This window comes from Agrobacterium sp. CNPSo 3708, assembly GCF_028674915.1.
GTDB classification, from domain to species: Bacteria; Pseudomonadota; Alphaproteobacteria; order Rhizobiales; family Rhizobiaceae; genus Agrobacterium; species Agrobacterium cavarae.
Genome location: NZ_JAQZSF010000005.1, coordinates 147,412 through 172,672 on the forward strand (window position 1 = coordinate 147,412; position 25,261 = coordinate 172,672).

Annotated in this window: 23 protein-coding genes; 14 read left to right on the top strand and 9 right to left on the bottom strand. The window is 58.3% G+C overall.

From position 1 onward, the window contains the following. Positions 1 to 2: 2 nt before the first annotated feature. From PVA19_RS12610 to PVA19_RS12630, 5 genes are all read right to left on the bottom strand, one after another. Positions 3 to 677 carry a glutathione S-transferase family protein gene (locus PVA19_RS12610; protein ID WP_274102734.1) on the bottom strand — a complete coding sequence of 225 codons (675 nt, stop codon included), beginning with the start codon at positions 675 to 677 and terminating at the stop codon, positions 3 to 5. Continuing rightward, a complete protein-coding gene (locus tag PVA19_RS12615) occupies positions 674 to 1,519 on the bottom strand; it encodes an aromatic ring-hydroxylating oxygenase subunit alpha (protein ID WP_274102735.1) in 846 nt (281 codons plus the stop codon). Before PVA19_RS12615 ends, PVA19_RS12610 begins: the two co-directional genes overlap by 4 nt. Beyond that, entirely contained in the window at positions 1,516 to 2,169 is a 654-nt protein-coding gene (locus PVA19_RS12620) for a Rieske (2Fe-2S) protein (protein WP_274102736.1), read from the bottom strand. Before PVA19_RS12620 ends, PVA19_RS12615 begins: the two co-directional genes overlap by 4 nt. A 175-nt stretch (positions 2,170 to 2,344) precedes the next feature. Beyond that, the gene (locus tag PVA19_RS12625) at positions 2,345 to 2,653 is read right to left on the bottom strand and encodes an acylphosphatase (protein ID WP_443111636.1); all 309 of its coding nucleotides are present in this window, start codon (positions 2,651 to 2,653) and stop codon (positions 2,345 to 2,347) included. Between the two features lie 123 nt (positions 2,654 to 2,776). Further along, positions 2,777 to 4,297, bottom strand: a complete 1,521-nt coding sequence (locus tag PVA19_RS12630) for an MFS transporter (protein ID WP_274102737.1) — start codon at positions 4,295 to 4,297, stop codon at positions 2,777 to 2,779. 137 nt (positions 4,298 to 4,434) lie between these two features. On the opposite strand from PVA19_RS12630, the gene PVA19_RS12635 reads away from it, so the two are divergent. Then, entirely contained in the window at positions 4,435 to 5,376 is a 942-nt protein-coding gene (locus tag PVA19_RS12635) for a LysR family transcriptional regulator (protein ID WP_274102738.1), read from the top strand. A gap of 68 nt (positions 5,377 to 5,444) precedes the next feature. Here PVA19_RS12635 and PVA19_RS12640 read toward each other — a convergent pair whose 3' ends face one another. Next, on the bottom strand, positions 5,445 to 7,721 hold the full coding sequence (locus PVA19_RS12640; protein ID WP_274102739.1) for an FdhF/YdeP family oxidoreductase: 2,277 nt from the start codon (positions 7,719 to 7,721) through the stop codon (positions 5,445 to 5,447). A gap of 71 nt (positions 7,722 to 7,792) precedes the next feature. Further along, positions 7,793 to 8,866 (bottom strand): catalase family protein, encoded by a 1,074-nt coding sequence (locus tag PVA19_RS12645; protein ID WP_274102740.1) that lies wholly within the window; start codon positions 8,864 to 8,866, stop codon positions 7,793 to 7,795. Positions 8,867 to 9,080: 214 nt separating this feature from the next. Between PVA19_RS12645 and recQ the strand changes: the two genes are divergently transcribed. Further along, positions 9,081 to 10,940 carry a DNA helicase RecQ gene (gene recQ / locus PVA19_RS12650; RefSeq protein ID WP_274102742.1) on the top strand — a complete coding sequence of 620 codons (1,860 nt, stop codon included), beginning with the start codon at positions 9,081 to 9,083 and terminating at the stop codon, positions 10,938 to 10,940. A gap of 123 nt (positions 10,941 to 11,063) precedes the next feature. After that, positions 11,064 to 11,786 (top strand): L,D-transpeptidase, encoded by a 723-nt coding sequence (locus PVA19_RS12655; RefSeq protein ID WP_062426970.1) that lies wholly within the window; start codon positions 11,064 to 11,066, stop codon positions 11,784 to 11,786. A 7-nt stretch (positions 11,787 to 11,793) separates the two neighbouring features. Here PVA19_RS12655 and PVA19_RS12660 read toward each other — a convergent pair whose 3' ends face one another. Further along, a complete protein-coding gene (locus PVA19_RS12660) occupies positions 11,794 to 12,411 on the bottom strand; it encodes a hypothetical protein (RefSeq protein WP_274102935.1) in 618 nt (205 codons plus the stop codon). 209 nt (positions 12,412 to 12,620) lie between these two features. On the opposite strand from PVA19_RS12660, the gene PVA19_RS12665 reads away from it, so the two are divergent. The 6 genes from PVA19_RS12665 to PVA19_RS12690 all read left to right on the top strand — a co-directional run bounded on the left by PVA19_RS12665 (position 12,621) and on the right by PVA19_RS12690 (position 18,991). Continuing rightward, positions 12,621 to 13,304, top strand: a complete 684-nt coding sequence (locus PVA19_RS12665; RefSeq protein WP_274102743.1) for an AprI/Inh family metalloprotease inhibitor — start codon at positions 12,621 to 12,623, stop codon at positions 13,302 to 13,304. Positions 13,305 to 13,735: 431 nt separating this feature from the next. Continuing rightward, on the top strand, positions 13,736 to 15,265 hold the full coding sequence (locus PVA19_RS12670; protein ID WP_113273475.1) for an ABC transporter substrate-binding protein: 1,530 nt from the start codon (positions 13,736 to 13,738) through the stop codon (positions 15,263 to 15,265). 141 nt (positions 15,266 to 15,406) lie between these two features. Further along, on the top strand, positions 15,407 to 16,348 hold the full coding sequence (locus tag PVA19_RS12675) for an ABC transporter permease (protein ID WP_062442384.1): 942 nt from the start codon (positions 15,407 to 15,409) through the stop codon (positions 16,346 to 16,348). A 15-nt stretch (positions 16,349 to 16,363) separates the two neighbouring features. Continuing rightward, positions 16,364 to 17,242, top strand: a complete 879-nt coding sequence (locus PVA19_RS12680) for an ABC transporter permease (RefSeq protein ID WP_274102745.1) — start codon at positions 16,364 to 16,366, stop codon at positions 17,240 to 17,242. Between the two features lies 1 nt (position 17,243). Then, on the top strand, positions 17,244 to 18,446 hold the full coding sequence (locus PVA19_RS12685) for an amidohydrolase/deacetylase family metallohydrolase (RefSeq protein WP_274102746.1): 1,203 nt from the start codon (positions 17,244 to 17,246) through the stop codon (positions 18,444 to 18,446). 32 nt (positions 18,447 to 18,478) lie between these two features. After that, positions 18,479 to 18,991: a RidA family protein gene (locus tag PVA19_RS12690; RefSeq protein ID WP_274102747.1), complete on the top strand. Its 513-nt coding sequence runs from the start codon at positions 18,479 to 18,481 to the stop codon at positions 18,989 to 18,991. A 15-nt stretch (positions 18,992 to 19,006) separates the two neighbouring features. Here the strand turns inward: PVA19_RS12690 and PVA19_RS12695 are convergent, their stop codons facing one another. After that, positions 19,007 to 19,825, bottom strand: coding sequence for an IclR family transcriptional regulator (locus PVA19_RS12695; protein WP_274102749.1), 819 nt, complete (start codon positions 19,823 to 19,825; stop codon positions 19,007 to 19,009). 112 nt (positions 19,826 to 19,937) lie between these two features. On the opposite strand from PVA19_RS12695, the gene PVA19_RS12700 reads away from it, so the two are divergent. The 5 genes from PVA19_RS12700 (at position 19,938) to PVA19_RS12720 (ending at position 24,782) form a co-directional block, all read left to right on the top strand. Continuing rightward, entirely contained in the window at positions 19,938 to 21,134 is a 1,197-nt protein-coding gene (locus PVA19_RS12700) for an aminotransferase class V-fold PLP-dependent enzyme (RefSeq protein ID WP_274102750.1), read from the top strand. A gap of 69 nt (positions 21,135 to 21,203) precedes the next feature. After that, positions 21,204 to 23,045, top strand: a complete 1,842-nt coding sequence (locus PVA19_RS12705) for an ABC transporter ATP-binding protein (RefSeq protein ID WP_274102937.1) — start codon at positions 21,204 to 21,206, stop codon at positions 23,043 to 23,045. A gap of 110 nt (positions 23,046 to 23,155) precedes the next feature. Then, positions 23,156 to 23,413 (top strand): hypothetical protein, encoded by a 258-nt coding sequence (locus PVA19_RS12710; RefSeq protein ID WP_274102751.1) that lies wholly within the window; start codon positions 23,156 to 23,158, stop codon positions 23,411 to 23,413. 203 nt (positions 23,414 to 23,616) lie between these two features. Then, positions 23,617 to 24,390 (top strand): exodeoxyribonuclease III, encoded by a 774-nt coding sequence (gene xth / locus PVA19_RS12715; protein ID WP_274102752.1) that lies wholly within the window; start codon positions 23,617 to 23,619, stop codon positions 24,388 to 24,390. A gap of 191 nt (positions 24,391 to 24,581) precedes the next feature. Beyond that, positions 24,582 to 24,782, top strand: a complete 201-nt coding sequence (locus PVA19_RS12720) for a hypothetical protein (RefSeq protein WP_274102753.1) — start codon at positions 24,582 to 24,584, stop codon at positions 24,780 to 24,782. The last annotated feature ends 479 nt before the right edge of the window (positions 24,783 to 25,261 follow it).

Genomic DNA, 25,261 nt, shown 5'->3' on the forward strand with positions numbered 1-25,261 from the left:
CTTTACGCCTCTGCCGTTTCGGTCAGCGCTGGCGTCTCATGCGGGTCCGGCTTTAGCTCATGCAGACGGTGGATGCCGGGCATTTCGATAAAGCCTTCCAGCGATCTGATGGCACGCATCCACAGGCGGATGGAGGGGTAAAAATCGAGCGATACCCCGCCATCGGGTGCGAGCGCCACATAGGGGAAGCAGGCGATGTCGGCGACGGTTGCTGTGTTGCCGACAAGGAAAGCCTCTCCTTTCAGCCTTTGCTCGAAGAGGGAGGCTTCCAGTTCCCGAAGCGCAATCACGCCCGAGGCGCGCAAGGTGTCGATATCGCCCGGACGATGCAGCATCTCATGCAAGCGCGCGCCGCCAAGGCTGGCCGTCAGCCGGGCTGAGAAGGAGAGCCATTGTTGGATACGGGCCGCTGTGGAAGGCTCGCCGGTACCAAGCCATGCGGGTGCCACCTTGCTCGCAATATAGACGAGGATCGCAGAGGATTCCGTCAGGACCAGATCGCCGTCCACTAGGATTGGGATAGAGCCTGCCGGGTTCAGCGCCAGCAATTCCGGGCCGCGATGTTCTGCGCCCGGATGGAAATCGACGGCGCGCAGCGTCAGTTTGAGGCCGGTGAGTGCTGCCATCAGGCGCGCTTTGTAACAGCTTGGCGAGAGGATGTAGTCGTAAAGGATCATTGGGCTACCAGCTGTGCGCCATAGGTGAAGTCGTGGCGCTTCAGCCAGCGGCGGTAAGCGACGGAGGTGAGGTCCGCGCGGGTGGGAATTTCCATGCCGGGATCGAGCGGCAGACGGCGCGGGATCTGGTTTTCGAGGATCGAGCGATCCTGCAGGAAGATCATCTGTTGGAAGTGGATGAGATCGGTCATTGGCGTCTCCTCGTCGTAAAGCGCCATCCACGGCCATACATCGCAAAGCTCTTCCGTCAGCGGCTGGACGAAAAGCGTGATCACGTCCCATTCGCCGGGCTTCGGTGGGCAGGTCTTGTAGAGAACCGAACAAGTAGGTGCGGGCACGCGGTACATGTATTCCGTCGTGATGCCGCCGCTGGCCGACTTTGCTGCCTGCGGCTGATAGAATTTCACTTGCGTTGCCCAAACCTCGTCGGCGTCCTCGCGGATTTCGACCTTGTAGTTCTCCACTTCCGTATGGGGTTCGGAGCCAAGAATGTCGGTGTGGACGAAGGGAAAATGGGCGATGTCGAGAAAGTTCTCGACGGCGCGCAGCGGCGAGCAGCGAACGCGGACGACACCGACATCGACCAGACGACGGCCGGGCTGTTCGGCTTCCGGAATATCGAAGAGTGGTTTTTCAGGCACGCCTAGAGAAGACCAGACGTGACCATATCTTTCTGTTACGGGAAGAGCACGGCCATCGGTCGTCGCGACCTCGGCCTTGCCTTCGCCGTTGCGGGAGACACGGATCGTTTCGCCCATCAGCAACGTCTCTTGCCCGTCGGACAAGAGCCGGCTGATCAAGCCGACAGGATACCATTGGTCGATCATCGCGTCGCGGCTCATGCGGCTTCTCCCCGGTTGGCAGCGGCCTCGGCCTGACGACGCAGTGTTTCCAATGCGGTCGATGCGGCAATTTTCTGTGCTTTGGTCGCGCTGCTGTCGATCAATAGATGAACAAGCAGCGCGCCATCTTCTCCCGAAGGCGCAGTCAGCAGGCGTGCCCTCATTCCGTTGATCGCCCAATCGATGGCGTCCTCTATAAGGTCGGCGCCGATACAGGCAGCAAGCGTTTCGGCTGTCACTGACAGCGTGATACTGCGCAGCCCGACGAAGCCCTCATTCGACGGCATGTCGGCCGCGACCTCTTCTTCCGATACCCAAATCACGCCGTCAAGCTCGCCAGCCCGATAGGTCGCGACGCGGATTGCCTCAGGCGGCGTCAGGCTGGGATGGGCCGGAATGGCAAGACAGTTGCCGGATTTTCCGTAACGCCAGCCGTGATAGATACAAGACAAGGCTTCGCCACGAACGAAACCGTGCGAGAGCCGCATGCCGCGATGTGGACAGCGGTCGGCGACCGCAGAGACAGCGCCGCTTTGAGCGCGCCAAATCGCCAAGGACGCAGTTGTAAGACGAGCGGGAATGACCGATGCCACCGGCAAATCCGTCGACAACGCGACCGGTATCCAGGCGGGGGCAATATTCTGAGGCATTTCAAAGTTCCGAGTGATTTGAGAGGCTTGGCCCCTGCACAGAGAAGGCGTCGGCTGGCACAGCCGCGCGACATGTTGGGCACGTTTGCATAAAATTTTCGCACTTGCAACTGTGGCTGATATTTACGCAAACACTCTTTTTGATGCCTATCTCTGCTTTTCCATCACCGGCTGTTTAGACGGTATCGTCTACAGCTTCAGCGCGCTGAATATCCTCCACCCAGACGGTAATGGGTCCCAAGGAGCAGCCCATTTCCATAGCGTCGATCAGCTCTATAGGCCCTGCGAGGATCAGTTCGATGCGTGCCTGGTCGGCATGGGAGATGCGCTGCTCCAGTCCGAGCTTGGCGGCATGGCGGTCGATCCAGGGCAGAAAGCTTTTCGTGTCCAGGCTGCCGAGAATGGTCATGCGTTCCTTACGAATGGCGGGGCCGTTGTCCCAGGGATTTTCCGGCGCAGGGAACTGATGATGGGATATTGCCATGATGTACTCGACCTGTGGTGCCCTCTAACGGGGTGTCGATGGTGTTCTCCCAAGATAGAAGAAGGCGCGCAAGTGTGAAGTTGCGCGCCGTCATTGGCCGTGGGGCGTTGTCCGGTAGAGGGACTATAACGCCTTTGCCGCGACTGCCTCGTCTTTCGCCTGGTTCAGGGACAGAAAAACGACGATGGCGGTGATGGTGGTGATGGCCGACAACAGGATCAGCACCGACGAGAAAGCCTGGCTATAAAACGACTGGAGTTGGCTGACCGTGGAGCCGGGCAGTGCGGCAAGCGCGCCTTCGAGATTGCCGATGGCAAGGTTTTGGCCTGCCGTTTGTGCCGAACCTTGGAGACCTGCAGCACTGAGGCGTCCGGCGATCAACAATGAGAGAATGGCGCCGATGACGGCAAGGGCCACTCCTTCCCCGGCAACCCGGACGGTGGAGAAGATGCCCATCGCCATACCCGCACGCTCGCTAGGAACCACGTCAACGGCAAGACCGTCCATCAAACCCCATGGCAGGCCGATCCCCGTGCCGATCATCAACATCGGCAATAGGAGCAAAGCCGCCGGGGTGCCGGATGGCAAGGTGGAAAGCCAGCCCAGGCCGCAGGCTGTCAAGATCAGTCCGGTGCCGCATAAAGTGGCGGGACGCAGCCAGCGTGTTAGCCAACCAGCGACCATCGGCAGTATCAGAAGCGGCGCGGAGAGAGCGATCATCAATCCACCGCCCGCAATGGCTCCCATTCCCTCGATGCCGACGAAGCGCAGCGGCAGCAGAACCAAAAGAACCACAAAACCATAGGCAGGCGCTGCCGCGAGCAGTTGGACACCGACGAAACGGCGATAGCGGAAGAGCGAAAGATCAAGCATAGGCCGCGCTACCGTTCTTTCGATCTGGATGAACAGGACGAGGCAGACCGCAGAGCCAATTAATGCGCCGACGACCAGGCCGTCGCTCCAGTCGCGTTCGGGAACCAGCAGCATGCCGTAGGTAAACAGGGCGAGCATGGTGGTGAAGCCAAGCGCACCCCGCCAGTCCAATCTTCCCGCAGCCGGGTCACGGCTCTCTTTCAGGACCTTGTAGCCGATCAGGAAGGAAAGCGAGGTGAGGAGCACCACAGCGAGGAAGATACTGCGCCAGCCGAAGCTTTCAATCATCGCACCCGAAACCACCGGACCAAGGGAAAGACCGACGCCGAAACTTGTGCCGAGGACGCTGAAGGCCCGCATGCGGCTTGCTCCATTGAATTCCTGTGCAAGTGCTGCGGCGCCGCCGGCATAGGCGGCCGCGGCCGCAAGACCCTGGCCACCGCGAAGCAGATCGAAGAGTAAGATATCCGGCACCACGGTCAACGCCAGCGAGAAGAGCGCGAAACTTGCCGCACCCAACAAGAAGACGCGGCGGCGGCCGAGACTATCGGCCAGTGCGCCAGCCACCATAAGGGTTGAACCGAAGGTCAGCATGAAGGCGTTGGTAGCCCACGCGGTCGCCGCGGGCGAGGCATCAAGCGCTTGCGCGATCGATGGAAGCGCGACTGCCGTGCCGGTGAAAGTGAGTGGCATGGCTGCGGCTGCCAGGCAGACGGCAAGCAAAGCAAGGTAGGGATGCGTGTGAGGACGCGCAGAGATACGGGGCTGCATAAACTATCCTCCTGAAAAACAGGCGTCATTGATCACGGGTGAAACCGTCGCCAACCAATATACTTGCGCTCGAATGAGCGATAAGCTCCAATCATATCCGATCAATCAGGAATAAAAGTCTTGAATAGGAGTGTTTGATGGACCGTCTCGCGGGCCTCTCGGCCTTTGTTCGAACTGCCGATCTTGGCAGCTTTGCCGCAGCTGGTCGGGTACTGGGCCTGTCGCCCTCAGCCGTGGGGAAGGCTGTGAGTAAGCTGGAAGCTCAACTCCAGGTACGGCTTTTCCAGAGGACCACCCGCAGTCTTCGGCTGACGGAGGAGGGACGGGCCTTTCACGAACGATGTCGGCTTATTCTCGACGACCTCGACGATGCGCATGAAAGCCTGATGCGCACCCGCGAAGCGCCGCGCGGCGTCATCCGTATGTCCTGCCCGATCATCGCCTATCATCTGCTGTTGCCGGTGATCCCCGACTTCATGGCCCTCTATCCCGACATCACGCTCGATCTCGATTTCAATGACCGCATCGTTGACCTGATCGAGGAAGGGGTGGATGTCGTCATTCGCAGCGGCCAGTTGCCGGACAGCCGGTTGATGGTGCGCGCACTCCGGCCTTTCCGCCTGTTGCTGGCGGCGACGCCTGCCTATCTCGCCTGCCACGGCACACCTGGCTGTCCGCGTGATCTTGCCGCTCATGCCAGCATCGGCTTCCGCTACCCCAATAGCGGCAAGATACAGCCGTGGCCGCTGCGCCGGCCAGAAGGTGAACCGGAACCGAGGCTTCGCTACGTGCTGACCTGCAACAATATGGAAGCATTGCGTGGCGCAGTGATGCGCGATTTGGGGATTGGCTGCATGCCGGATTTTCTGGCGGAGGGTCCGGTCCGTTCCGGCGATCTCGTTCCCCTGCTTCTCGATCATCTCGACGCGCCCGGTCAGTTCAACCTGCTCTGGCCATCCAGTCGGCATTTGTCGCCGAAGGTGCGCGTTCTCGTCGATTTTCTTGCCGAACGCCTGTTCATGTCAGAGCCTTGCCTCTCCTATGGCAAGACCCCACATTTCGCTGGACGGACATCATAAAGCCCGGCCCGGCCAACGCGAAATCTTCGCTTTCGCGGCTTACTAAGACCCAGTGCACTTCAGAGGTCTCAAGCCTCGATGCGAACGGGTACGGCCTTCGAAGCTGGCGTTTTCGACATTTCGTCGTGATGGTCGATGGCAATAAGAACGTTGGCTTCCGGGTAATAGGCGCCGATCGTTCCCCGCGGGAGATTGTGTTCCCTGACCTTCAAGCCAGCGAGTTCACGGCGCACGCCGTCGTTGAAGTCGCTGACGAGTTTAACCTCCTGGCCTTCCGAAAGACCAGCTGAGCGGATGTCCTCACGACACATCAACAGCACGTCGCGCGTTCCTTCGATGCCGCGGAAGCGGTCCGAATAGCCGTAGATCGTGGTGTTGAACTGGTCGTTGGAGCGCATGGTGATCAGGCGGAAGCGGCCTTCAGCATCATCGAACGAAAGAGCATTGAGCTGGGTAGGCGTGGTGAAGACCGCTTTCTTTTCCTCCGTCTTCCAGATCCGGTTATGGGCCGAATTGCCACGATAAAAGCCGCTCGGTTCGAACATACGCTCGTTGTAAGCCCTGAACTGATCTGGATACGTGGCCTCGATGAGGTCTCGGACGAGGCTGTAGTCGGCGGTCCATTCGTCCCATTTTAGTTTCGGGTTGGGCGCGACAGCCGCCTTGGCGATGCTCGTCACAATCGCCAATTCGCTTTTCAGATGCTTCGACGCTGGCGTGCGTTTGCCGACGGAGCCCGAGATATGCGAGAAGCTGTCTTCTGTCGTCACCGATTGCGGACCGGATGCCTGCTCGTCTCGTTCCAGTCGCGAAAGGCAGGGCAGAATGTAAGCTTTTTTTCCCGGAAAGAGATGGCTTCGGTTCAGCTTGGTGGAAACGACGACTGTGAGATCCTGGCTCGCCCATGCCTCTTCCATGGCCTTCTGATCTGGAACAGCGCGCACAAGGTTGCCGCCAAGCGAGATCGTCGCTTTGATCTGGCCCGACATCATGCCCTTGACGGCGTCGACAATGGTCACCCCATCCTCTGTCGGCGGATCGAAGTCGAAGAGGGCCTTCAGCTTGTCCATCGGGATCAGCTTTGCCTTTTCAGCAATGCCCACGGTGCGCTGGCCCTGGACATTGGAGTGACCGCGTACAGGACAGCATCCTGCTCCCTCGCGACCGATATTGCCGCGCAGCAGCAGCAGGTTCACCACCATTGCAACGTTGAGTGCCCCTTGCGAATGCTGCGTCAGGCCCATGCCATAGACACCGATGACGCGTTCCGCCTGGATGTAGATTTCGCCCGCGCGGCGGATTGCCGTCTCGGTCAGGCCGCTTTCTTTCTCGATGACCGACCAGTCGGTGCTGCGCACGAGATCGATGAAACTTTCCAGGCCAACCGTATGCTCTTCGATAAATGCAATATCGAGGACCCTCGCTGCGCCCGCGCTGACGGCCGCATCGTCCGCTTCGATCACCACCTTGCAGAGGCCGAGGATGGCGGCGATGTCACCTCCAGCCTTCACCTGAAGATATTCGTCCGAGATCTGCGTTTCACGTCCCGTCAGCATGTCGACCGGGCTTTGCGGATTGACGAAGGAGACGAGCCCTTGCTCGACCACGGGATTGAAGGTGACAATCTTAGCACCGCGCTTTTTCCCCTCCTGCAGAGGATGAAGAAAGCGGGGGCTGTTCGACCCGGGGTTTTGGCCGAAGAAGAAGAAAGCATCGGCTTTCTCGAGGTCTTCCCAGACGACGGTGCCAACAGGCGAGCCGATGACCTTCTGCAGGCCGACCGAGGTCGTCTCGTGACACATGTTCGAGCTTTGGGGCAGGTTATTGTTGCCGTAGGTTCTGGCAAGCAGCGCGTAGAGATAGGAAGCCTCCAAGCCCGCATGTCCGGAGGAATAAAAGACGACACTCTCGCGTGGAAGGAACTTCAGGGTTTGGCCGATATCGTCGAAGGCCTGATCCCACGAGACTTCGACGTAGCGATCGCTGGCTTCGTCATAACGAAGTGGATGCGTCAGCCGACCCGTCTGTTCGAGATCGTAGTCCTTCCAGCCGCGAAGTGATTGGACAGTGTGATCGGACCAGAAATCCGGTGTGCATCGCGCGCTGGTCAGGTCGGAGATCGTTGCCTTCGCGCCGTTCTCGCAGAATTCGAAGGGATGATAATTGGCCGGTTTTGGCCAGGCACAGGAGACGCACATCACGCCGCCGGGCTTGTTTTGCCGTGCCAATTCCTCGAGCACCATGGGCGAGGGTTTGTCGTCACCCAGAATTCGCGCAATCGATTTTACCGATCCCCAACCGCCAGAGGGACCTTCAGATTCAGGGTTAGGGATGGTGTCGGTCATGATGTCTTCCATTCAAAAAAGGAGCAAGCGCCCCGCGGGAACGGAGCGCCTTCAGCAATCATTGGGCGCGCTTATGCGGCAGGCTCATGGAACGGACAGCCATTGAATTTCGCCCGGAACTCGGCTGAGTGGCGGTAGGTGTCCTTCCGCGCCCGGTTGATATTGCCGAGCGGCTGGTGATCGGTAAGACCTGTCCAGATGCTGAACCGCATCTCTTCATCCACCTTCTGCACCTTTTCATCACTCCAGCTATCCTGCGGATGTGCCGTGATGGTCGCGACGGTGACGAATGGTGCATCGTCTTCTTTCCACTCGACCGTAGGGTCTTCGATTGGCTGTTTTTCGAGATCGCGACAGAGCTGGACCTGAAACTCCCAAACACCATGGGTTTCCTGCATTTCTGCCTGGACCGATTCGCGAATGGCGTCTTCTCGCACACTGACGTCGATCTCTGTTCCGGTGCGTTTCGTTAGATCGGGCGAAACGGGTTTCAGCCGGAACTTGGCGACATAGTCGCCATAGCGGAAAGGCGTCACGCTGAAGTAGGTTTCACCCAGCGGATCGACATCGGGTGCGCCACCGAGCGACTGGACGGCGGGACTAGAGACCCCCACCGCTTCAAGACCCTTGTTGACGGTCTGAAGCACGCTCGACATCACCACCTTGGTGCCTTCCATCTTGTCGGTCGTCTTGGCAAGCAGCTTGAGGCTGGAGAGAAATTTCTCCGCATTCGGTGCCTGGAAGACTGGACCGTTGACCATGACGAAGTCCTGCGTCGAACCTTCCGCGTCGGGCAAGCGCTGCCCTTGGACATCCAGCACCTTCAACGCCATTCCCCGAGGAAGCGACACGGCATCGGGAAGGATATCGCCTGCATTTGTGGAGAGGCGCATGAAGGCCTTGTGAGTGCCGGGCGTGGCGAAGAGGCCCTGTGCCAGTTCCGGCGGCAGACCGGGTTTTACCACCATCTCCGCTTCGATGATGCCATGCGCTTTCGCGTGGACGGAGCGAACCGCGTGCCCGTAATTCTTGGCCGTGGTTTCGAGGATGGTATCGAACTGTTCGATGAGGCCTGAGATGGTTTCCGGCTCCTTGTCTCTCACGGTTTCCAGATCGGCGGAATAGCGGATGGGCTGGGCTGTCAAAGTTGCGCTCCTAAGCAAAAACGAGAAACGCCGTCCCGTGAACTAAGGTTCCTCAACAACAACTCCGTCATGGAAGCTGTCTGGGTGCGCTGGGCTGCATCGACAATCGCTTGGTCTGCCCGCAATTGCGCGAACTCGCTATCCGATTTCGTACAAAGCTCGCGCTTGTCGGCGCTCTATGGCATAGAGTGCCTTTAGCCTAACGAGCGATTCCATGCCGCAGTCCCACAGTCCTACCAAAAGTCTTTTTGCCGAGAGCGGAAGCGAAACGCCGCTTTCGCTGTTGAAACGCGTCTATGGCTACGCCTCCTTTAGAGGCCGACAGGAAGAGGTTGTCGACCATGTGATGGCGGGTGGCGATGCCGTTGTGCTGTTTCCAACCGGCGCGGGCAAATCGCTGTGTTTCCAGGTTCCAGCGCTTTGCAGGAATGGGCTTGGAATTGTGGTCTCGCCGTTGATCGCGCTGATGCGCGATCAGGTCGAAGCGCTGAAGCAACTCGGGGTTCGCGCAGCGGCGCTCAACTCGTCGCTATCGCGCGAAGAATTCATGGATGTGCGCAACGCGGTCCATAGCGGTGAGCTCGATCTACTCTATGTGACACCTGAGCGCATCGTCACGCCAGGCTTCAAGGATTTCATAGGGCGCGCGAAAATCGCGCTGTTTGCGATTGACGAAGCACATTGTGTTTCGCAATGGGGGCATGATTTCAGGCCTGAATATCGCGAACTTGGCCGTCTGGCAGAAGAGTATCCCGGCGTTCCGCGCATGGCGCTGACGGCGACTGCCGACCCTCATACCCGTGATGACATCATTGAACGGCTGCAACTCCAGTCCGCTGGTGTATTCACCACCTCCTTCGACCGGCCCAATATCGGCTATGAAATCGTCGAGCGGGATCAACCGAAGCAGCAATTGCTCCGCTTCCTGTCGCGTCACAAAGGGTCGAGCGGCATCGTCTATTGTCTTTCCCGCGCCAAGGTGGATGAAACGGCGGAGTGGCTGAACACGCAGGGCATCAGGGCACTTGGCTATCATGCCGGCATGGAGCGGGAGATGCGCGACCGCCATCAGGACGCGTTCCTGAAGGAGGAAGAACTTTGCCTCGTGGCGACGGTCGCCTTCGGCATGGGCATCGACAAGCCGAATGTGCGCTACGTCGCCCATCTGGATTTGCCCGGATCGGTTGAGGCCTATTATCAGGAAACCGGGCGTGCAGGACGCGATGGGCTGCCGTCCGATGTCTGGATGGCCTATGGCATGGCTGACGTCATCCAGCGCGGTCGCATGATCGATGAGGGGAATTCAAGCCCGGAAATCAAGCGTGTCGAGCGCGCCAAGCTCAATGCGCTGCTTGGCATTTGCGAGACGGCCGGCTGCCGCAGGCAGGCGATCCTCAAGCACTTCGGCGAAGCCCATGGTGGAAATTGCGGCAACTGCGATACCTGCCTGAAACCCGTGGAAACCTGGGATGGGACGGATGCCGCGATCAAGGCGATGGCGGCGATCTATCGAACGGGAGAGCGCTTCGGTACCGGACACCTCGTCGATGTTCTGCTCGGCAACGAGACTGACAAGACCACCCGCTTCGGCCACGTCGATATGCCGGTTTTCGGAGCTGGCAGGGATCTGCCCGCCAAGACCTGGCAATCGGTCTATCGCCAGCTCCTTGCCGCGGGACTGATTAGCGTCGATCATGGCGCTTATGGAGCTCTCAAGCTGGAGCCTGAATCGCGCGCCGTCTTCAAAAAGGAACGAGAGGTCCGTTTTCGCAAGGATCGGCCGACGACGGGCAAGGCGTCCCGATCGTCCTCGGCAAGTTCAGCAAATGCGAAGTCTGGATTGGAGGGCGCCGATCTCGAGCTCTTTCAGGCGTTACGCGCTGTCCGCATGGACATATCCAAGGATCTCGGCGTGCCACCCTATGTCGTTTTTCCCGACACGACGCTGGTTGCGCTTGCGACCGAACGGCCGTCCGACGAAGACGAGATGCTGGATATTTCCGGCGTCGGGCCTTCAAAGCTGGAGCGTTTCGGCGACGCCTTTCTTGAGGTCATCAACGCGCATTCGCGATGACCGTGACACTTTTGGCGCAGCCCCCAGCGTATATTAGTCCGATGCCATGGATGTGATCTTCTCCGGCTTGCCATGCGTTTTTCGATGGGCAAGAAGGAGGCGCAATTTCTATGGATTTCCCACATGACACTTCTTCAGCGCGTATCTCGTCGCAGCTTTATCTTCGGAACGCTTTCGGCAACGGCAGCGCTTGCGGGCTGCCAGACAAACTCCACACCCGCAGTGGTGCCGCAAGCCGCTCGGCGGCCTATCGTGCCGCCGGATGAGGCGGAGTTGCAGCAGCGCTACGCGGCGTTGGAGGATGGCGGACACAGCCTCCCCGCAATTCCATACCAGCAGATCGATCCGAAATATTACCGTCAGCGCGTGCTAGACCCGACAGGCGAGAAGCCCGGCACCGTGGTCGTCGATACGCCAAACCGCTTCCTCTATGTGGTCGAGCCTGGCGGAACGGCGATGCGTTACGGCGTTGGCCTTGGACGCGACGGCTTTGCCTGGGAAGGTGAGGGGATCGTTCATTGGCGCCAGCCTTGGCCACGCTGGAAGGTTCCGGCTGAGATGGTTGCTCGCCAGCCGAAACTGGCACGCTTCTCGGTCGAGAATGGCGGCATGGATCCGGGGATCAAGAACCCGCTTGGTGCCCGCGCGCTCTATATCTTCAAGGATGGCAAGGACACACTCTACCGTCTCCACGGCTCGCCGGAGTGGCAGTCGATCGGCAAGGCAACCTCTTCGGGCTGTGTTCGCTTGGTCAATCAGGACGTGATCGATCTTTACCAGCGCGTGCCATACCACGCTCGGATTGTCGTCCACCAAGGCCCGCTCGGCGCCCGCGCCACAGCGTAGCTCTGCGCTATCGAAGAAGGCCATCGCGGTCGAACTCTTCCCAACCGGAGAGTTCGGCCGAACTGCGCTCAGGCGGACGCGCCGATTTCGCCTTTTTCAGCGAACGTGTCAGCTTGGCTTGATGCGCCGCGCGCCGTCTGTTCTCTGCCTTCGCGGCGAGATCATGTTCTCGCCATTCGTCGATGGCGCCACTGTTGAGAAGCTCCTCGACCACCTTCGGCTCAAAGACGTGGAAGGTGATCCGTTTCGCCCGGCCACGCAGTCTTACCGTCCTGATGCCGCCGCTCGGCAGGCGACCATCTTCAAGCCAGCGTCGGCGCTCCGTGGTGGAGATGGTCAGGATATCCTCGATCTCGCGCGGCAGCACCGGCAGGCTTTCCATGGTTTCTAGCAATTTGGAGACCTTGGCGCGCGCCGCCGTGAAGTCGTCCTCGTCGTCTTCTGGTACCGCGAGGGTCAAAACCATGCCTGCGATATCCAGATCCCTGCGGACGGCTAAAGGCAATTTGGCACGCAACTCCATCAAGATGCCCTTGGCACGGACGGATGAGCCGAGCGTTGCCGCGGGCGGCAGCGTCCAGGACTCCTTCAGAAGCGGCACGGTGTTGGATTTCTTTTTCACCATAAACACTGAAGTGGTGGCGACGGCGGATATGGTCAACATGGGGACATGCAATTCATCATCTTGACGAAGCAAATCAGGACGTTATTGCCGCCAGCCGTCGTTGCGGGCGAATGTCAGCCCGACCGCCACGCCACAAATAGGTCTTGATAAAAAACCGGAAGCGGAGCCCAATAGGGACGAGATCGTATCTGGGGGGGGGGGGGTGGATGATGCGGGTAGTTCGGAGCGTGCTGACAAGCCTTGCTATCATGCTGGCATTGAGCGGTGTCGGTCGGGCTCAGGAGGTCAGTGAGGACATTGTGGACGCGACGGTAGGTGACTGGCTGATCGTGTCGGAGGATGGGAGCCTTGGCTGTCACATCACGCTGAAGAAAGACAAGACGATCGGCGGCCGAGCCGTGGCGGAAGGAAAGACGTGCGGCGCACCCTGGCATGATCAGATCGCTGCCTGGGATTTCGCCGGCCCAGGAATTGTCCTGCGCGACGCGACCAGAAAAGAGATCATCGGTTTCGGCGAACGGGAGGTTGGTCCATGGGTGACGGACATCGAGCGGTCACCCCGCATTTACTTCGTTCCTGAGCCTGGAAAGATGGACCGTGCTGCAACGGAGAAGGACGCTATCGGTAAATGGGTTTTAACCGACAAGAAGGGTAAAGCGCTCTGCCACCTGTCGTTGCTGGATACCGCTTCCACCAGGGGTGACGACACCAAGGGCCTGCAGATCAGAGGCGACTGTGCTGCCAATGTCAAAAATAAGAAAATCGACGGATGGCAGATCGATGAGATCAAGCTCGTATTCATCGGTGGCGAGGACTATGCTTACTCGCTGATTCCAACGATCGACGGTTTCGTCACAGATGACGACCGATATCAACTGAAGCGCGATAAATAGGCGTCTCTCGAGTTGAGGCCTCGACCAGGCTAGCCGGAGTTTATCAGGCGTTCCAGGCCAGCTGAACTCGACGGTAAAAGTCTAAAAGCGCCCGCCACATGTGACATCGCTGCTTAAATCTCTGATCGACACCATCTCGACAGTGGCGGAATCCCACTGTCCTTTGGCGAGGTTGCCGATCATTAAAGATCGCACTCGCGCACCAGCGAGAAATCCGACCCCGGTCAAACTCTATAACCCGTCATCTCGCCTCATCTAATTTCAGCCAAGCGTGCCGCTCCCCTCCAGTGGAAGGTGACAATGAATCGCCCTGCGTTTCAGCGCGTCCTAACTCACCATTAAGAACTCGATTGACAGCAACTCCCTTTACGATATTCTCTTATAAAATCTTATATAACATAATAACGGAACAATAAAGCTGGGAGTATGATATGAAACTGAAGCTCGCATTCCTTCTCGCCACGGCACTGATCGTCAGCCCGTCGGTTCTCTTTGCGCAGGATCGTGGTGGCGTGATCAATGTCGCAACCATCGGTGAGCCGCCAACGCTCGATCCAATGGCATCAACCGCGGATCTCGTCGGCATCGTCACGCAGCACATCTTCGAAACGCTTTATACCTTCGACAAGGAGTGGAAGACGACACCGCTTTTGGCGGAAAGTCTTCCGGAGATCAGCGCAGACGGAAAAACCTACACGATCAAGCTGCGCGCCGGCATCAAGTTCCACGACGGTTCCGACATGGCGTCGGATGATGTGGTTGCTTCCCTCGATCGGTGGATCAAAGTTGCATCGCGCGGCAAGCAGGCCGCGTCCTTTATCGACAAGATCGAAGCCACCGACCCGTTGACCGTCACGATCACGCTGAAGCAGCCTTATGCGCCGCTCGTTTCGCTTCTTGCCTTCAACAACTCCGCGGCGATCATTCTTCCTAAGGAAAAGCAGGAAGAGCCGATGAAGGAGTTTATCGGTACCGGCCCGTATATGCTGAAGGAGCGCAAAGCCGACCAATATATCCAGCTCGTCCGCTTCGACGGATATAAGTCCCGCGAAGGCGACAGCAATGGGTATGGTGGCGCGCGGCATCAGTATCTCGACGAGATCCGCTTCGTGCCCGTGCCTGACGCCAACACCCGTGTCGAGGCGGCGGTTTCCGGTCAATATGATTACATCGACTCGATCCCGGTCGAATCCTTCGACAAGATCAAGTCTTCTTCGGCGACAGAGCCGGTTGTCCTGAAGCCGTTCGGCTACCCGGTCTTCGTCTTCAATACGGCGGAGGGGCTTGCCAAGGATGTCGCCATGCGCAAGGCAATCCGCCAGGCGCTTAGCATGGAAGACATGCTGGCAGCCGCCTTTGGCAGCACGGATTTTTATGCGCTTGACGGTGATATCTATCCGAAGAACTTTATCTGGAACACGAATGCAGGTGTCGAGGGCAATTACAATATTGCCGATCCGGAAGGCGCTGCAAAAGCCGCTAAGGCCGCAGGCTATGACGGCGAAAAGCCCATCCGCATCCTCACAAGCCGGCAGTATGAGTTTCATTACAAGATGGCGCAGGTCGCTGCCGAGTACCTGAAGCTTGCAGGCTTCAAGGTGGACATGCAGGTAGTGGACTGGGCAACGCTTACCCAACGCCGCGCAGACAAGGCGCTATGGGACATCTACATTACCCATAGCCCATTCCTGCCAGAGCCAGCTCTGATCGGCTCTCTCGCGCCGACATCGCCAGGATGGTGGGATACGCCGCTGCGCAAGCAGACAGTTGAAGCGTTCTCGGCCGAATCCGATCCTGAAAAGCGTATCGCTCTCTGGGCTGATGTTCAAAAGGCCATGTATGAGGAGATCCCCTACATGAAGATCGGTGACTTCAATGCGGTCGCTGCCAAGTCGAAGAAGATCGAGGGTATCCAGGCGGCACCTTGGCCATACTTCTGGAACGCTTCCATCAAGAAGTAGTCCATCGAGCGAGCGTCGTCGCGCCATTGTTCATCTCATGTCCAACGGGACGCAGAGAGAGTTGGCGCAACCCTGATACTCAGTCCAGCAACGCATACCCAAGCAGACTCCTTTACCCTGCGGCAAGGGAACGCCAAGCCCATGATACGATATATTCTCCAGCGCCTCGCAGGCATGATCGTCGTGATGTTTCTCGTCGTCACGATCGTCTTCATCATCGTGCGCGTTACCCCTGGTGACCCGGCAGCCGTCATGCTCGGCCCGGATGCATCAGCGCAAGACATTGCTGATTTGAGAACGCGTTTGGGGCTCGATCAGTCGCTGGCCGTGCAATATTTCTACTACATCGGCCAGATGCTGAAAGGTGATCTTGGGCAGTCGATCTTCCTGAATATGCCCGTCACGACGGCGCTGCTTGATCGCGCTGAACCGACCTTCTTTCTCACACTGTTTTCGTTGCTGATTGCCAGTGTCATCGCCTTGCCCATTGGCATTTACGCCGCCTATCGCCGCGGATCTTTCGTGGACCAGGCTGCAACGACCGTTGCGATGCTTGCGGCCAGCATTCCGAGCTTCTGGCTTGGGCTTATCCTCATGCAGTTCTTTGCGGTGCGGCTCAATCTTTTCCCGGTCTCGGGCTATGGTGGTCCTGGCTCAAGCTTCCTTGATCGCATGTATCACCTCACGCTTCCGGCTTTCGCACTCGGATTGGTGTCGTCGGCATTGATCCTCCGCTTCACCCGCGCATCAATGCTCGATGTGCTTGGTGACGATTATATTCGCACTGCTCGGGCGAAGGGTGTGGTCGAACGGCGGGTGGTGATGAAACACGCGTTGAAGAACGCGCTCATTCCCATCCTCACCGTTCTCGGGTTGACGGCTGCTGTGCTTATTTCAGGCGCTGTCGTCACCGAGACGGTCTTCGGGCTTCCAGGCGTTGGCAGTCTCGTGGTTTCCGCGGTTCTGCGACGAGACTATCCGGTCATTCAAGGTGCGCTTCTCGTCATTGCAGCGCTCTACGTCCTCATCAATTTCGCGATCGACATGCTCTACCTGCTGATCGATCCGCGCGTGCGCTATTAAAGGGGGCGGGAACCGATGACGGATATTGCTACAACTACACCGACCCCTTCTAGCAGCGAAGGCATGAAGTTTTTCAAACGGTTTCTGAAACGAAAAACGGTGGCCTTCGGCCTGATCGTGCTTATCATCTTCGTACTTCTGGCCGCGCTCGCGCCCTGGATTGCACCTTACTCGCCATCCAAGCTGTCCATCGTCAATCGCCTCAAGCCGCCAAGCGAAACCTTCTGGTTCGGCACGGATGAATTTGGCCGCGACGTCTTCTCGCGCACCATTTATGCAGGCCGATTGTCGCTGCTTGTGGGCGCGTCCGTTGTTTCTTTGTCCGCGATCATCGGTGTGACGCTTGGTCTGCTGGCCGGTTTCTTCAAGCGGCTGGACACACCGATTGCACGCCTCATCGATGCAATGATGGCGTTCCCGGATATTCTTCTCGCCATTGCGCTCGTTGCAGCCCTTGGGCCATCGCTCACCACCGTGATCATCGCGCTTTCCATCGTCTATTCGCCGCGCCTCGCCCGCATCGTGCGCGCCTCGACCCTTGTCATCAGGGAGCTTCCCTATGTCGAGGCGGCCCAGGCGCTTGGGATATCGACCTTCCACATCATGACGCGCCATGTGCTGCGCAATCTGTTGTCGCCGATCCTGGTGCAGGCCTCCTTCGTGTTTGCCAGCGCCATGCTGGCGGAAGCAGGCCTCTCTTTTCTCGGGCTTGGTGTCAGCCCGGAAATTCCGACCTGGGGCACGATGATTGCCGCAGGCCGCCAATATATCGGGCAAGCCGACTGGATGACCTATTTCCCCGGCTTCGCCATCATTCTTTCCGTTCTCTCGCTGCAAATGGTCGGCGACGGGTTGCGGGACATGCTCGATCCAAGACTGCGAAGGGATTTGTAATATGACCGGCCAACAGGCAAAGCCACTGCTCATCAAGAACGTCAAGCCCATGGCTTTCGGCGAAAGCGGAAAAGATGCCGTTACCGACATTCTGGTGAACAGCGACGGCAACATTGCCGCCATCGGACAAGCGCTTGCGTCCGATGAGGCAACGGTGATCGATGGTAAAGGTGCCTGGATCTCGCCGGGCTGGGTGGATCTGCACGTCCATATCTGGCACGGCGGCACAGACATCTCGATCCGTCCGTCCGAATGCGGTGCCGAGCGCGGCGTCACGACGCTTGTCGATGCAGGATCTGCGGGCGAAGCGAACTTCCATGGCTTCCGCGAATATATCATTGAGCCGTCCAGAGAGCGGATCAAGGCATTCCTCAACCTTGGTTCGATCGGTCTTGTTGCCTGCAACCGCGTTGCGGAACTGCGCGACATCAGGGATATCGATCTCGACCGCATCTTGGAATGCTATGCGGAAAACAGCGAGCATATTGTCGGCATCAAGGTTCGTGCCAGCCATGTCATCACCGGATCCTGGGGCGTAACACCGGTCAAGCTCGGCAAGAAGATCGCCAAGATCCTCAAAGTTCCGATGATGGTTCATGTCGGCGAGCCACCGGCACTTTATGATGAAGTGCTGGAAATCCTAGGCCCCGGCGACGTCGTGACCCATTGCTTTAACGGCAAATCCGGTTCGTCGATCATGGAAGACGAGGACTTGTTCAATCTGGCCGAACGCTGCGCATCCGAAGGGGTCCGGCTCGATATCGGCCATGGCGGCGCGTCCTTCTCCTTCAAGGTGGCAGAGGCGGCGATTGCGCGTGGACTTCTGCCCCATTCCATCTCGACCGACCTGCACGGCCATTCGATGAACTTCCCGGTTTGGGATCTCGCAACGACCATGTCGAAGCTTCTGTCGGTCGGAATGCCTTTCGACAAGGTGGTGAATGCTGTGACGCATGCGCCGGCAGAAGTCATCAAGCTTGACATGCAGAGCCGGCTGTCCGTCGGAGCGCGCGCCGATTTCACCATTTTCGATCTGGTCGATTCCGATCTGGAGGCAACCGACTCCAACGGCGACGTCTCGGTGCTGAAGCAGCTCTTTGAGCCGCGCTATGCCGTCATCGGTGGGGAAGCCGTTGCCGCGAGCCGTTACATACCATGCGCTCGCAAGCTTGTGCGCCACAGCCACGGCTACTCGTACCGATAGAATGGCGGATCGCCGCTGGAATGAATGAAAAGATGACAGGAGTTTGCGTGACACAGTCCCCGATCAAGATCGAAGCGAAAGCAGAGACGCCGCGCGATCGGCTTGCCGCACTCGGCATAGACCTTCCACCGGCGCCACCGCCCATCGCCAATTTCGTCACCCACGTTGTCGAAGGTAACATGTTGTATCTTTCGGGGCAGGGGCCGCGCGAGGCGAATGGTTTCATGCATACCGGCAAGGTGGGCGTGGATGTCTCGGTCGAGCAGGCCTATGAAGATGCGCGGCTGACCGGCGTCAATCTTCTGGCGGTGATGAATGAGGCGCTCGGCGATCTATCCCGGGTCAAGCGGATCGTGAAGCTGCTGGGCATGGTCAATGCCTCACCGGACTTCAAGGACCACCCGCAGGTTATCAACGGCTGCTCGGACCTGTTCAACGCCGTCTTCGGCGAGGCTGGTAGGCATGCCCGCTCGGCTGTCGGGTTCGGCTCGCTTCCGGGAAACATCACCGTCGAAATCGAAGCGATCATTGCGTTGCAGGATTAACCGGCAAGGAGACGATTAGTGGTTGCGCCATCCCATCAGCTTTTCGATCCTTGCGGCCGACGCTTTCACGCGGTCTGCGTAGCCGGTCTTGTCGGCCATAACTTTCTGCTCGGGAAGGACGATGGAAATCGTCGCAACGCAGTCTCCGCGGTTGTCGACAATGGGCGAGGCGATGCAGGCGACCGAGTAGTCGGATTCCCCCGCCTGGATCGACAGACGTTCTTCGAAGGCCTTGCGCGCGGCGTCCGAAAGGCTCTTGGCGTCGATGGTAGCGCGGCCCGTCGGCGAGATGCGGGCTCCGCGCTTGAACAAATCGATGCGTTGCTCTTCCGGCATATGGCCCACAAGAAGGCGTCCAGACGCCGTCCAGTTCAGGGGTACGCGGGTACCAACCCGCGAGGCAACCTGAAAATGGCTGGGGCCATCGGCCATGGCGAGGACCAGCATATGCTCGTCGTCGCGTCCGCAAACCTGCACCGTTTCACCGGCCGCGCGGCAAAGATCATGCATTTCGTGCATCGCGACGCTCATGAAATCCAGCGAGCGAGCATAGGCGAGGCCGTAATGATAGAGGCGCGCACCAAGCCAGATACTGCCATCGTCGTTGCGCGCCAGCATGTTCTTTTCAACGAGGTCGTCAATGATCGCATAAATCGTCGAAAGCGGTGCCTTCACCGCCTTGGCAATGGCGTATGCACCGGCCGGAGCCCCCGTTTCGTACAGATGATCAATGATCTGAATGGCGCGGTCGATGCCGCTGACGCGCGAGCGCCGCGCCTTGCTGCCTTCCTCGGAAGACGAAAGCTCGAGGGCATCACCAGATGAAGACGTCATATCCAATTCACGCTCCCGCACATCAAAGAACCTATTGCGTTATTATGGCATAGCCAGGCGCGGGGCAACAGAAATCATGCGCCAGACAGGCTGGCAAACTGGAGAGATGAGAATGTCAGACGATATCCGCACGAAGATGGGCCTTCGGCCAGTCATCAACGTTTCCGGCACGATGACGAGCCTTGGCGCGTCCATCGTGGTTCCCGAAGCGATCGAGGCTATGGCGGCGATCCTCCCGCAATTCGTGGAGATCAATGATCTGCAGCGCAAGGCAAGTGCAGTCATTGCTCGGCTGACGGGCGGTGAAGCCGGCTTTGTTACTGCCTCCTGCTCCGCTGGTATTAGCCTCGCGGTGGCCGCCACCATCACTGGCCCCGACCTTCTGGCGATCGAAAAACTGCCGGAGACCTCGACCCCGAAAAACGAGGTTCTGGTGCAAATGGGGCATATGGTCAGCTATGGCGCGCCTGTCGATCAGTCGATCCGGCTTGCGGGCGGCAAGGTGGTGATGATTGGCCAGGCAACCTCCACCCATCGCTATCACATGGAAAACGCGATTACCGACAGAACTGCAGCGGCTGTCTATGTCGTTTCCCACCACGTTGTCGATTATGGTCTCCTCAATCTCAAGGAATTTGTCGAGATCGCGCATGCCAAGGGCGTGCCGGTTATCGTTGATGCTGCATCCGAATACGACCTGCGACTTTTCCTGGAACAGGGGGCCGATATCGCGCTTTATTCCGGCCACAAGTTTCTGGGCGGCCCTACCTCCGGCATCGTGGCCGGCAAGAAGGAACTCGTGCGCAATGCCTTTCTCCAGAACATGGGAATTGGTCGCGGCATGAAGGTGGGCAAGGAGAGCATCTTCGGTGTGATGGCGGCCTTGGAAGCTTGGGAAAAGCGTGACCATGTGGGGATACGCGAGCGCGAGACGGGTTATCTGAACCTGTGGAAGGAGACGCTTTCCGATCGGCCCGGCATCACCGCATTGATCGAGCCAGACCCGACGAACAACCCATTGGATCGTATGCGGGTGATTGTCTCTCCCCAGGAGGCTCACATCACTGCCTGGGATCTTGCCGCACGCCTTCGCAGCGGCCCGACACCGATCATCGTGCGCGACCATGAGGTAGAGCACCACTACTTCTACCTCGATCCCTGCAATCTTCACCCCGGCCAGGAGCGCATCGTCGCGGCACGGCTGGCGGAAGAACTGGATAAGGCGCGTGCCTCGAACGAAGTCATCGCCACGCCGTTCGAGGATCTGAGCCGCCATCGTTTCGATGGTGCGTTGCGCTGGCCCGACTGAGCAAGCGTGCGGCCCGGAGCGGTCGCATAGCCTGCCACTCCAACGAATTGACGAGGATCGACGATGATGATGTCCAACGCCCTGAACAAGACCGCGACTGCACCGGCCACCGGCCCGGTTCTTGCCGTTGAAAATCTCAGAACATCCTTCCTTGTCGATGGTGCCTGGAGGCCGGTGGTCCGCGATATCTCCTTTACGGTCATGCCTGGCGAGACGGTCGCGATCGTCGGCGAAAGCGGCTCCGGCAAATCGGTCACCTCGCTCTCCATCATGCGCTTGCTCCAACCTGACATGAGCAAGATCGAAGGCAAGGTCATGCTGGGAGGGCGTGATCTTCTTGCGCTGCCGGAGCACGAGATGCGCAAGGTGCGCGGAAATGATGTCGCGATGATCTTTCAGGAGCCGATGACGAGCCTGAACCCCTTGCTGACCATCGGCGACCAGATCTCCGAAGCCTTGCTTTCTCATCTGCCGATGAGCAAGGCGGATGCGCGTGCCGAGACCATCCGCCTTCTGGAGAAGGTGCGCATTCCTTCCGCCGCCTCTCGTTTCGATGAGTATCCGCACCGATTTTCCGGCGGCATGCGCCAACGCGTCATGATTGCGATGGCGCTTGCAACCAAGCCTTCATTGCTGATCGCCGATGAGCCGACCACGGCACTCGACGTGACCATTCAGGGACAGATCCTCGACCTGATCAAAATGCTGCAGGAAGAGGAAGGAACGTCCGTCCTCTTCATCACCCACGACATGGGGGTAGTCGCCGAGATCGCCGACCGGACGGTCGTCATGTATCGGGGCGAGCAGGTGGAAACCGGGCAGACCGCCGATATCTTCCATCGTGGCCAACATCCCTATACCCGCGCGCTCTTGTCCGCTGTGCCAGTGCTTGGCTCGATGCAAAACCACCAGAGACCTTTGCGCTTTCCGGTGGTGGATGTCACGACAGGTCAGTCCGATGTGCCTGTGGAAGTGAAGGACACGGTCGTCGAAGGCCGGCCGGTGCTGGAAGTTCGCAATCTCACCAAGCGCTTCGATATTCATTCCGGCCTCTTTGGCACGCTCACCGGCCGCGTGCATGCCGTGGAAGACGTGTCTTTCGATCTTCAGGCGGGGGAGACGCTCTCCCTTGTCGGCGAGTCGGGATGTGGCAAGTCGACGACAGGCCGCGCCATCATGCGGCTTATCGAACCCGATAGCGGCTCCGTTATCGTTGAGGGCCGCGATGTGCTGGCACTGAGCAAGCACGATATGCGCGAGATGCGCAAATCCGTGCAGATGATCTTCCAGGATCCATTTGCCTCGCTCAATCCGCGCATGACAGTTGGCGCGGCCATCGCCGAGCCGTTTCTCGAGCACAGAATGGGAAGTGCGAAAGAGGCGAAAGATGTCGTGGCCGACATGCTGACGAAAGTGGGCCTAACACCCGATATGGCGGGTCGATACCCGCACGAGTTTTCCGGCGGGCAGAGACAGCGTGTCTGTATCGCACGTGCACTGGCGCTCCAGCCAAAGGTCATCGTTGCGGACGAAAGCGTCTCGGCACTGGATGTGTCGATCAAGGCGCAGGTGATCAATCTGATGCTCGACCTTCAGCAAAGCCTTGGCCTCGCATTCCTGTTCATCTCCCACGACATGGCCGTGGTCGAACGTGTCAGCCACCGCGTCGCCGTCATGTATCTGGGCGAGATTGTCGAGATTGGCCCTCGCGCTGCCGTCTTCGGGAACCCGCAGCATCCTTACACCAAGCGGCTTATGTCTGCCGTGCCGGTGCCAGACCCGGAACGCAGACGCGTAAAAAGCGCAGCTGTTGTCGAGGAACTGAAAAGTCCCATACGCCCGGTCGAGTACAAGGTGATGCCTGCTCGTTTTCGTGAAGTGTCTAAAGGCCACCTCGTGGCCGAGAGTTGACGTCCGTTGTGATGGCATCCAGCCGCGGAAAGTGACGGGCAGCGCATTTTTCCTGCTCTGGAACAACAACCGTCCCACTGTGTTAGCTTTAGCAACTTAGGAGATAAGCCATGACCAACACATCCAATGACGACAAAAAGGCGACACCGCAAACATGGTCGGCTGATCATGGCGGGGGTGTCTCTCCGCCGACATCGACCGGAACGATCGATAAAGAGCAGGTGCACGAGCCGTCCAATGACTGGCCCGCTGCGGACGGTGTCGCGCATGATCCGGTTGAACCGGTACAGTCTCCGGTGGAAGACTTCGATCCGCCAAAAGGTGACGGTCGCCGCACGTTCCAGAACGGTGATACCGATCGCGGTTGAGACGCCGGACGTTTAGAAACGGCGCCACACCGCACGCTCAGTTCGGCCGCGGATCACTAAATTTGAGATGACAAGATCGAGCTTCTTACGCTTGGTCTTTCGCCGTGGGCTCGTTCAAGTCCGCAGCGCCACCAGATCAGCCTGCCAACAGTTTAGATCGGATGCGCCGCTCCGTATTCGCGCGTCATCCACGGGGTCAACGCTTGAAAATTGCGACCTACAATGTCAACGGCGTGAACGGGCGACTGCCGAACCTTATCCGGTGGCTCGATGAAGCGTCGCCTGACATTCTGTGTCTTCAAGAGCTGAAAGCGCCGCAGAACAAGTTTCCGATCAAAGCAATAGAAGCGGCTGGCTACGGCGCTGTCTGGCTTGGGCAGAAATCCTGGAATGGTGTGGCGATCCTGGCTAAGGGGCAGGAACCTCATCTCACCAGACGTGCACTGCCAGGCGACAGCAAAGACGACCAGAGCCGCTACATCGAAGCAATTGTCGATGGAATACTGATCGGCTGTCTTTATGCCCCGAATGGCAACCCCTATCCAGGACCAAAATTCAACTACAAACTCAGATGGCTCAAACGGTTGCGCGCCTACGCAGCCGAGCTTCTCGAACTGAACATATCATCGATCCTTATCGGCGATTACAATGTCATGCCGACAGAGCTTGACGTTTACAAACCTGAGCGGTGGAAAGACGACGCACTCTTTCGCATCGAAGCGCGGAACGCCTTCAAAACGCTTGTTGAGCAGGGGTGGACGGATGCTTTGAGGCATCTTCATCCCGACGAGCAGATCTACACATTCTGGGACTATTTCAGAAACGCTTTTGGCCGAAATGCCGGGCTCAGGATCGACCACCTCCTTCTCAGTCCGGAAGCTGCCTGCGACCTTATCGCAGCTGATGTCGACAAGCACGTTCGAGCGTGGGATCACAGCAGCGACCATGCGCCGGTATGGATAGAGTTGAAAGAGTAAGCGGTTAAAGCGCATCTTCATCACCAATCCACGTCACCTACACGCCCGCTGTTTTTCGGTTTGAACGCGCAAAAACACGTGCACTACGAATGCACTCTAAGAATGCCGTTGGGGTTGAATCGAAGTGGCTGAAATCTATAGCGGCCGCGCTTACGCATTTTCTTGTCGATGAGTATATTTTCGGACTCATCATGTTCGCCTTGCCGGCAAGCTTTAAAATTGGAGTTGGCAACGTCCTCCCGGCGAAGCTCATTCCTCCTCTCGCGCTTCTCGTCCTCAACCGCGTGGCGAGCATTGAGCGTGTCCGCGAGGAGTCCATCGCGCTTCAAAAGGCACTGGACCGAAACCCCATCGGCCACAAATTCGATAGCCGCGAACTAAAAACGATGTGAGCGCGGCGATAGTCAGCCCTATCTGAAAACGTAGACTCGTTTTCTTCGTCGGCATTCTGGTAGTCATCGATTCGTGGCGATGCTGAGTGTCGCAGCGGTTCTCATCTGCAACTCCATCGAGTTAAGCTGTTAATGTCGTCCAACCGACCCATGCGTCACCCTCGATATGAAAAGGTTTTTCTCCTAGTTGGCTAGGATGCACGAAGCCGCCGGAGCGAACCTCGAGGACGGAGAAAGCCTTGAGGTGAGATCGAAGTCCGAACAATCTGACATCGCCTACTTGGTAAATTCCTGTGAGACTAGCTGTCCAGTCGTTATGTCAAAGCGTGATAGATAACCGTCCCAATGCTGAGCGCACAGTTTTCCGCCCTCAACCCACACACCTACAACCGGACTAGAGTTGGGCTCTAGTAGAGCATCTTGATTTGAAACCCTTACCGACGCGTGGCGCAATGATGCTAGGGGCAAAGTGAACGCCG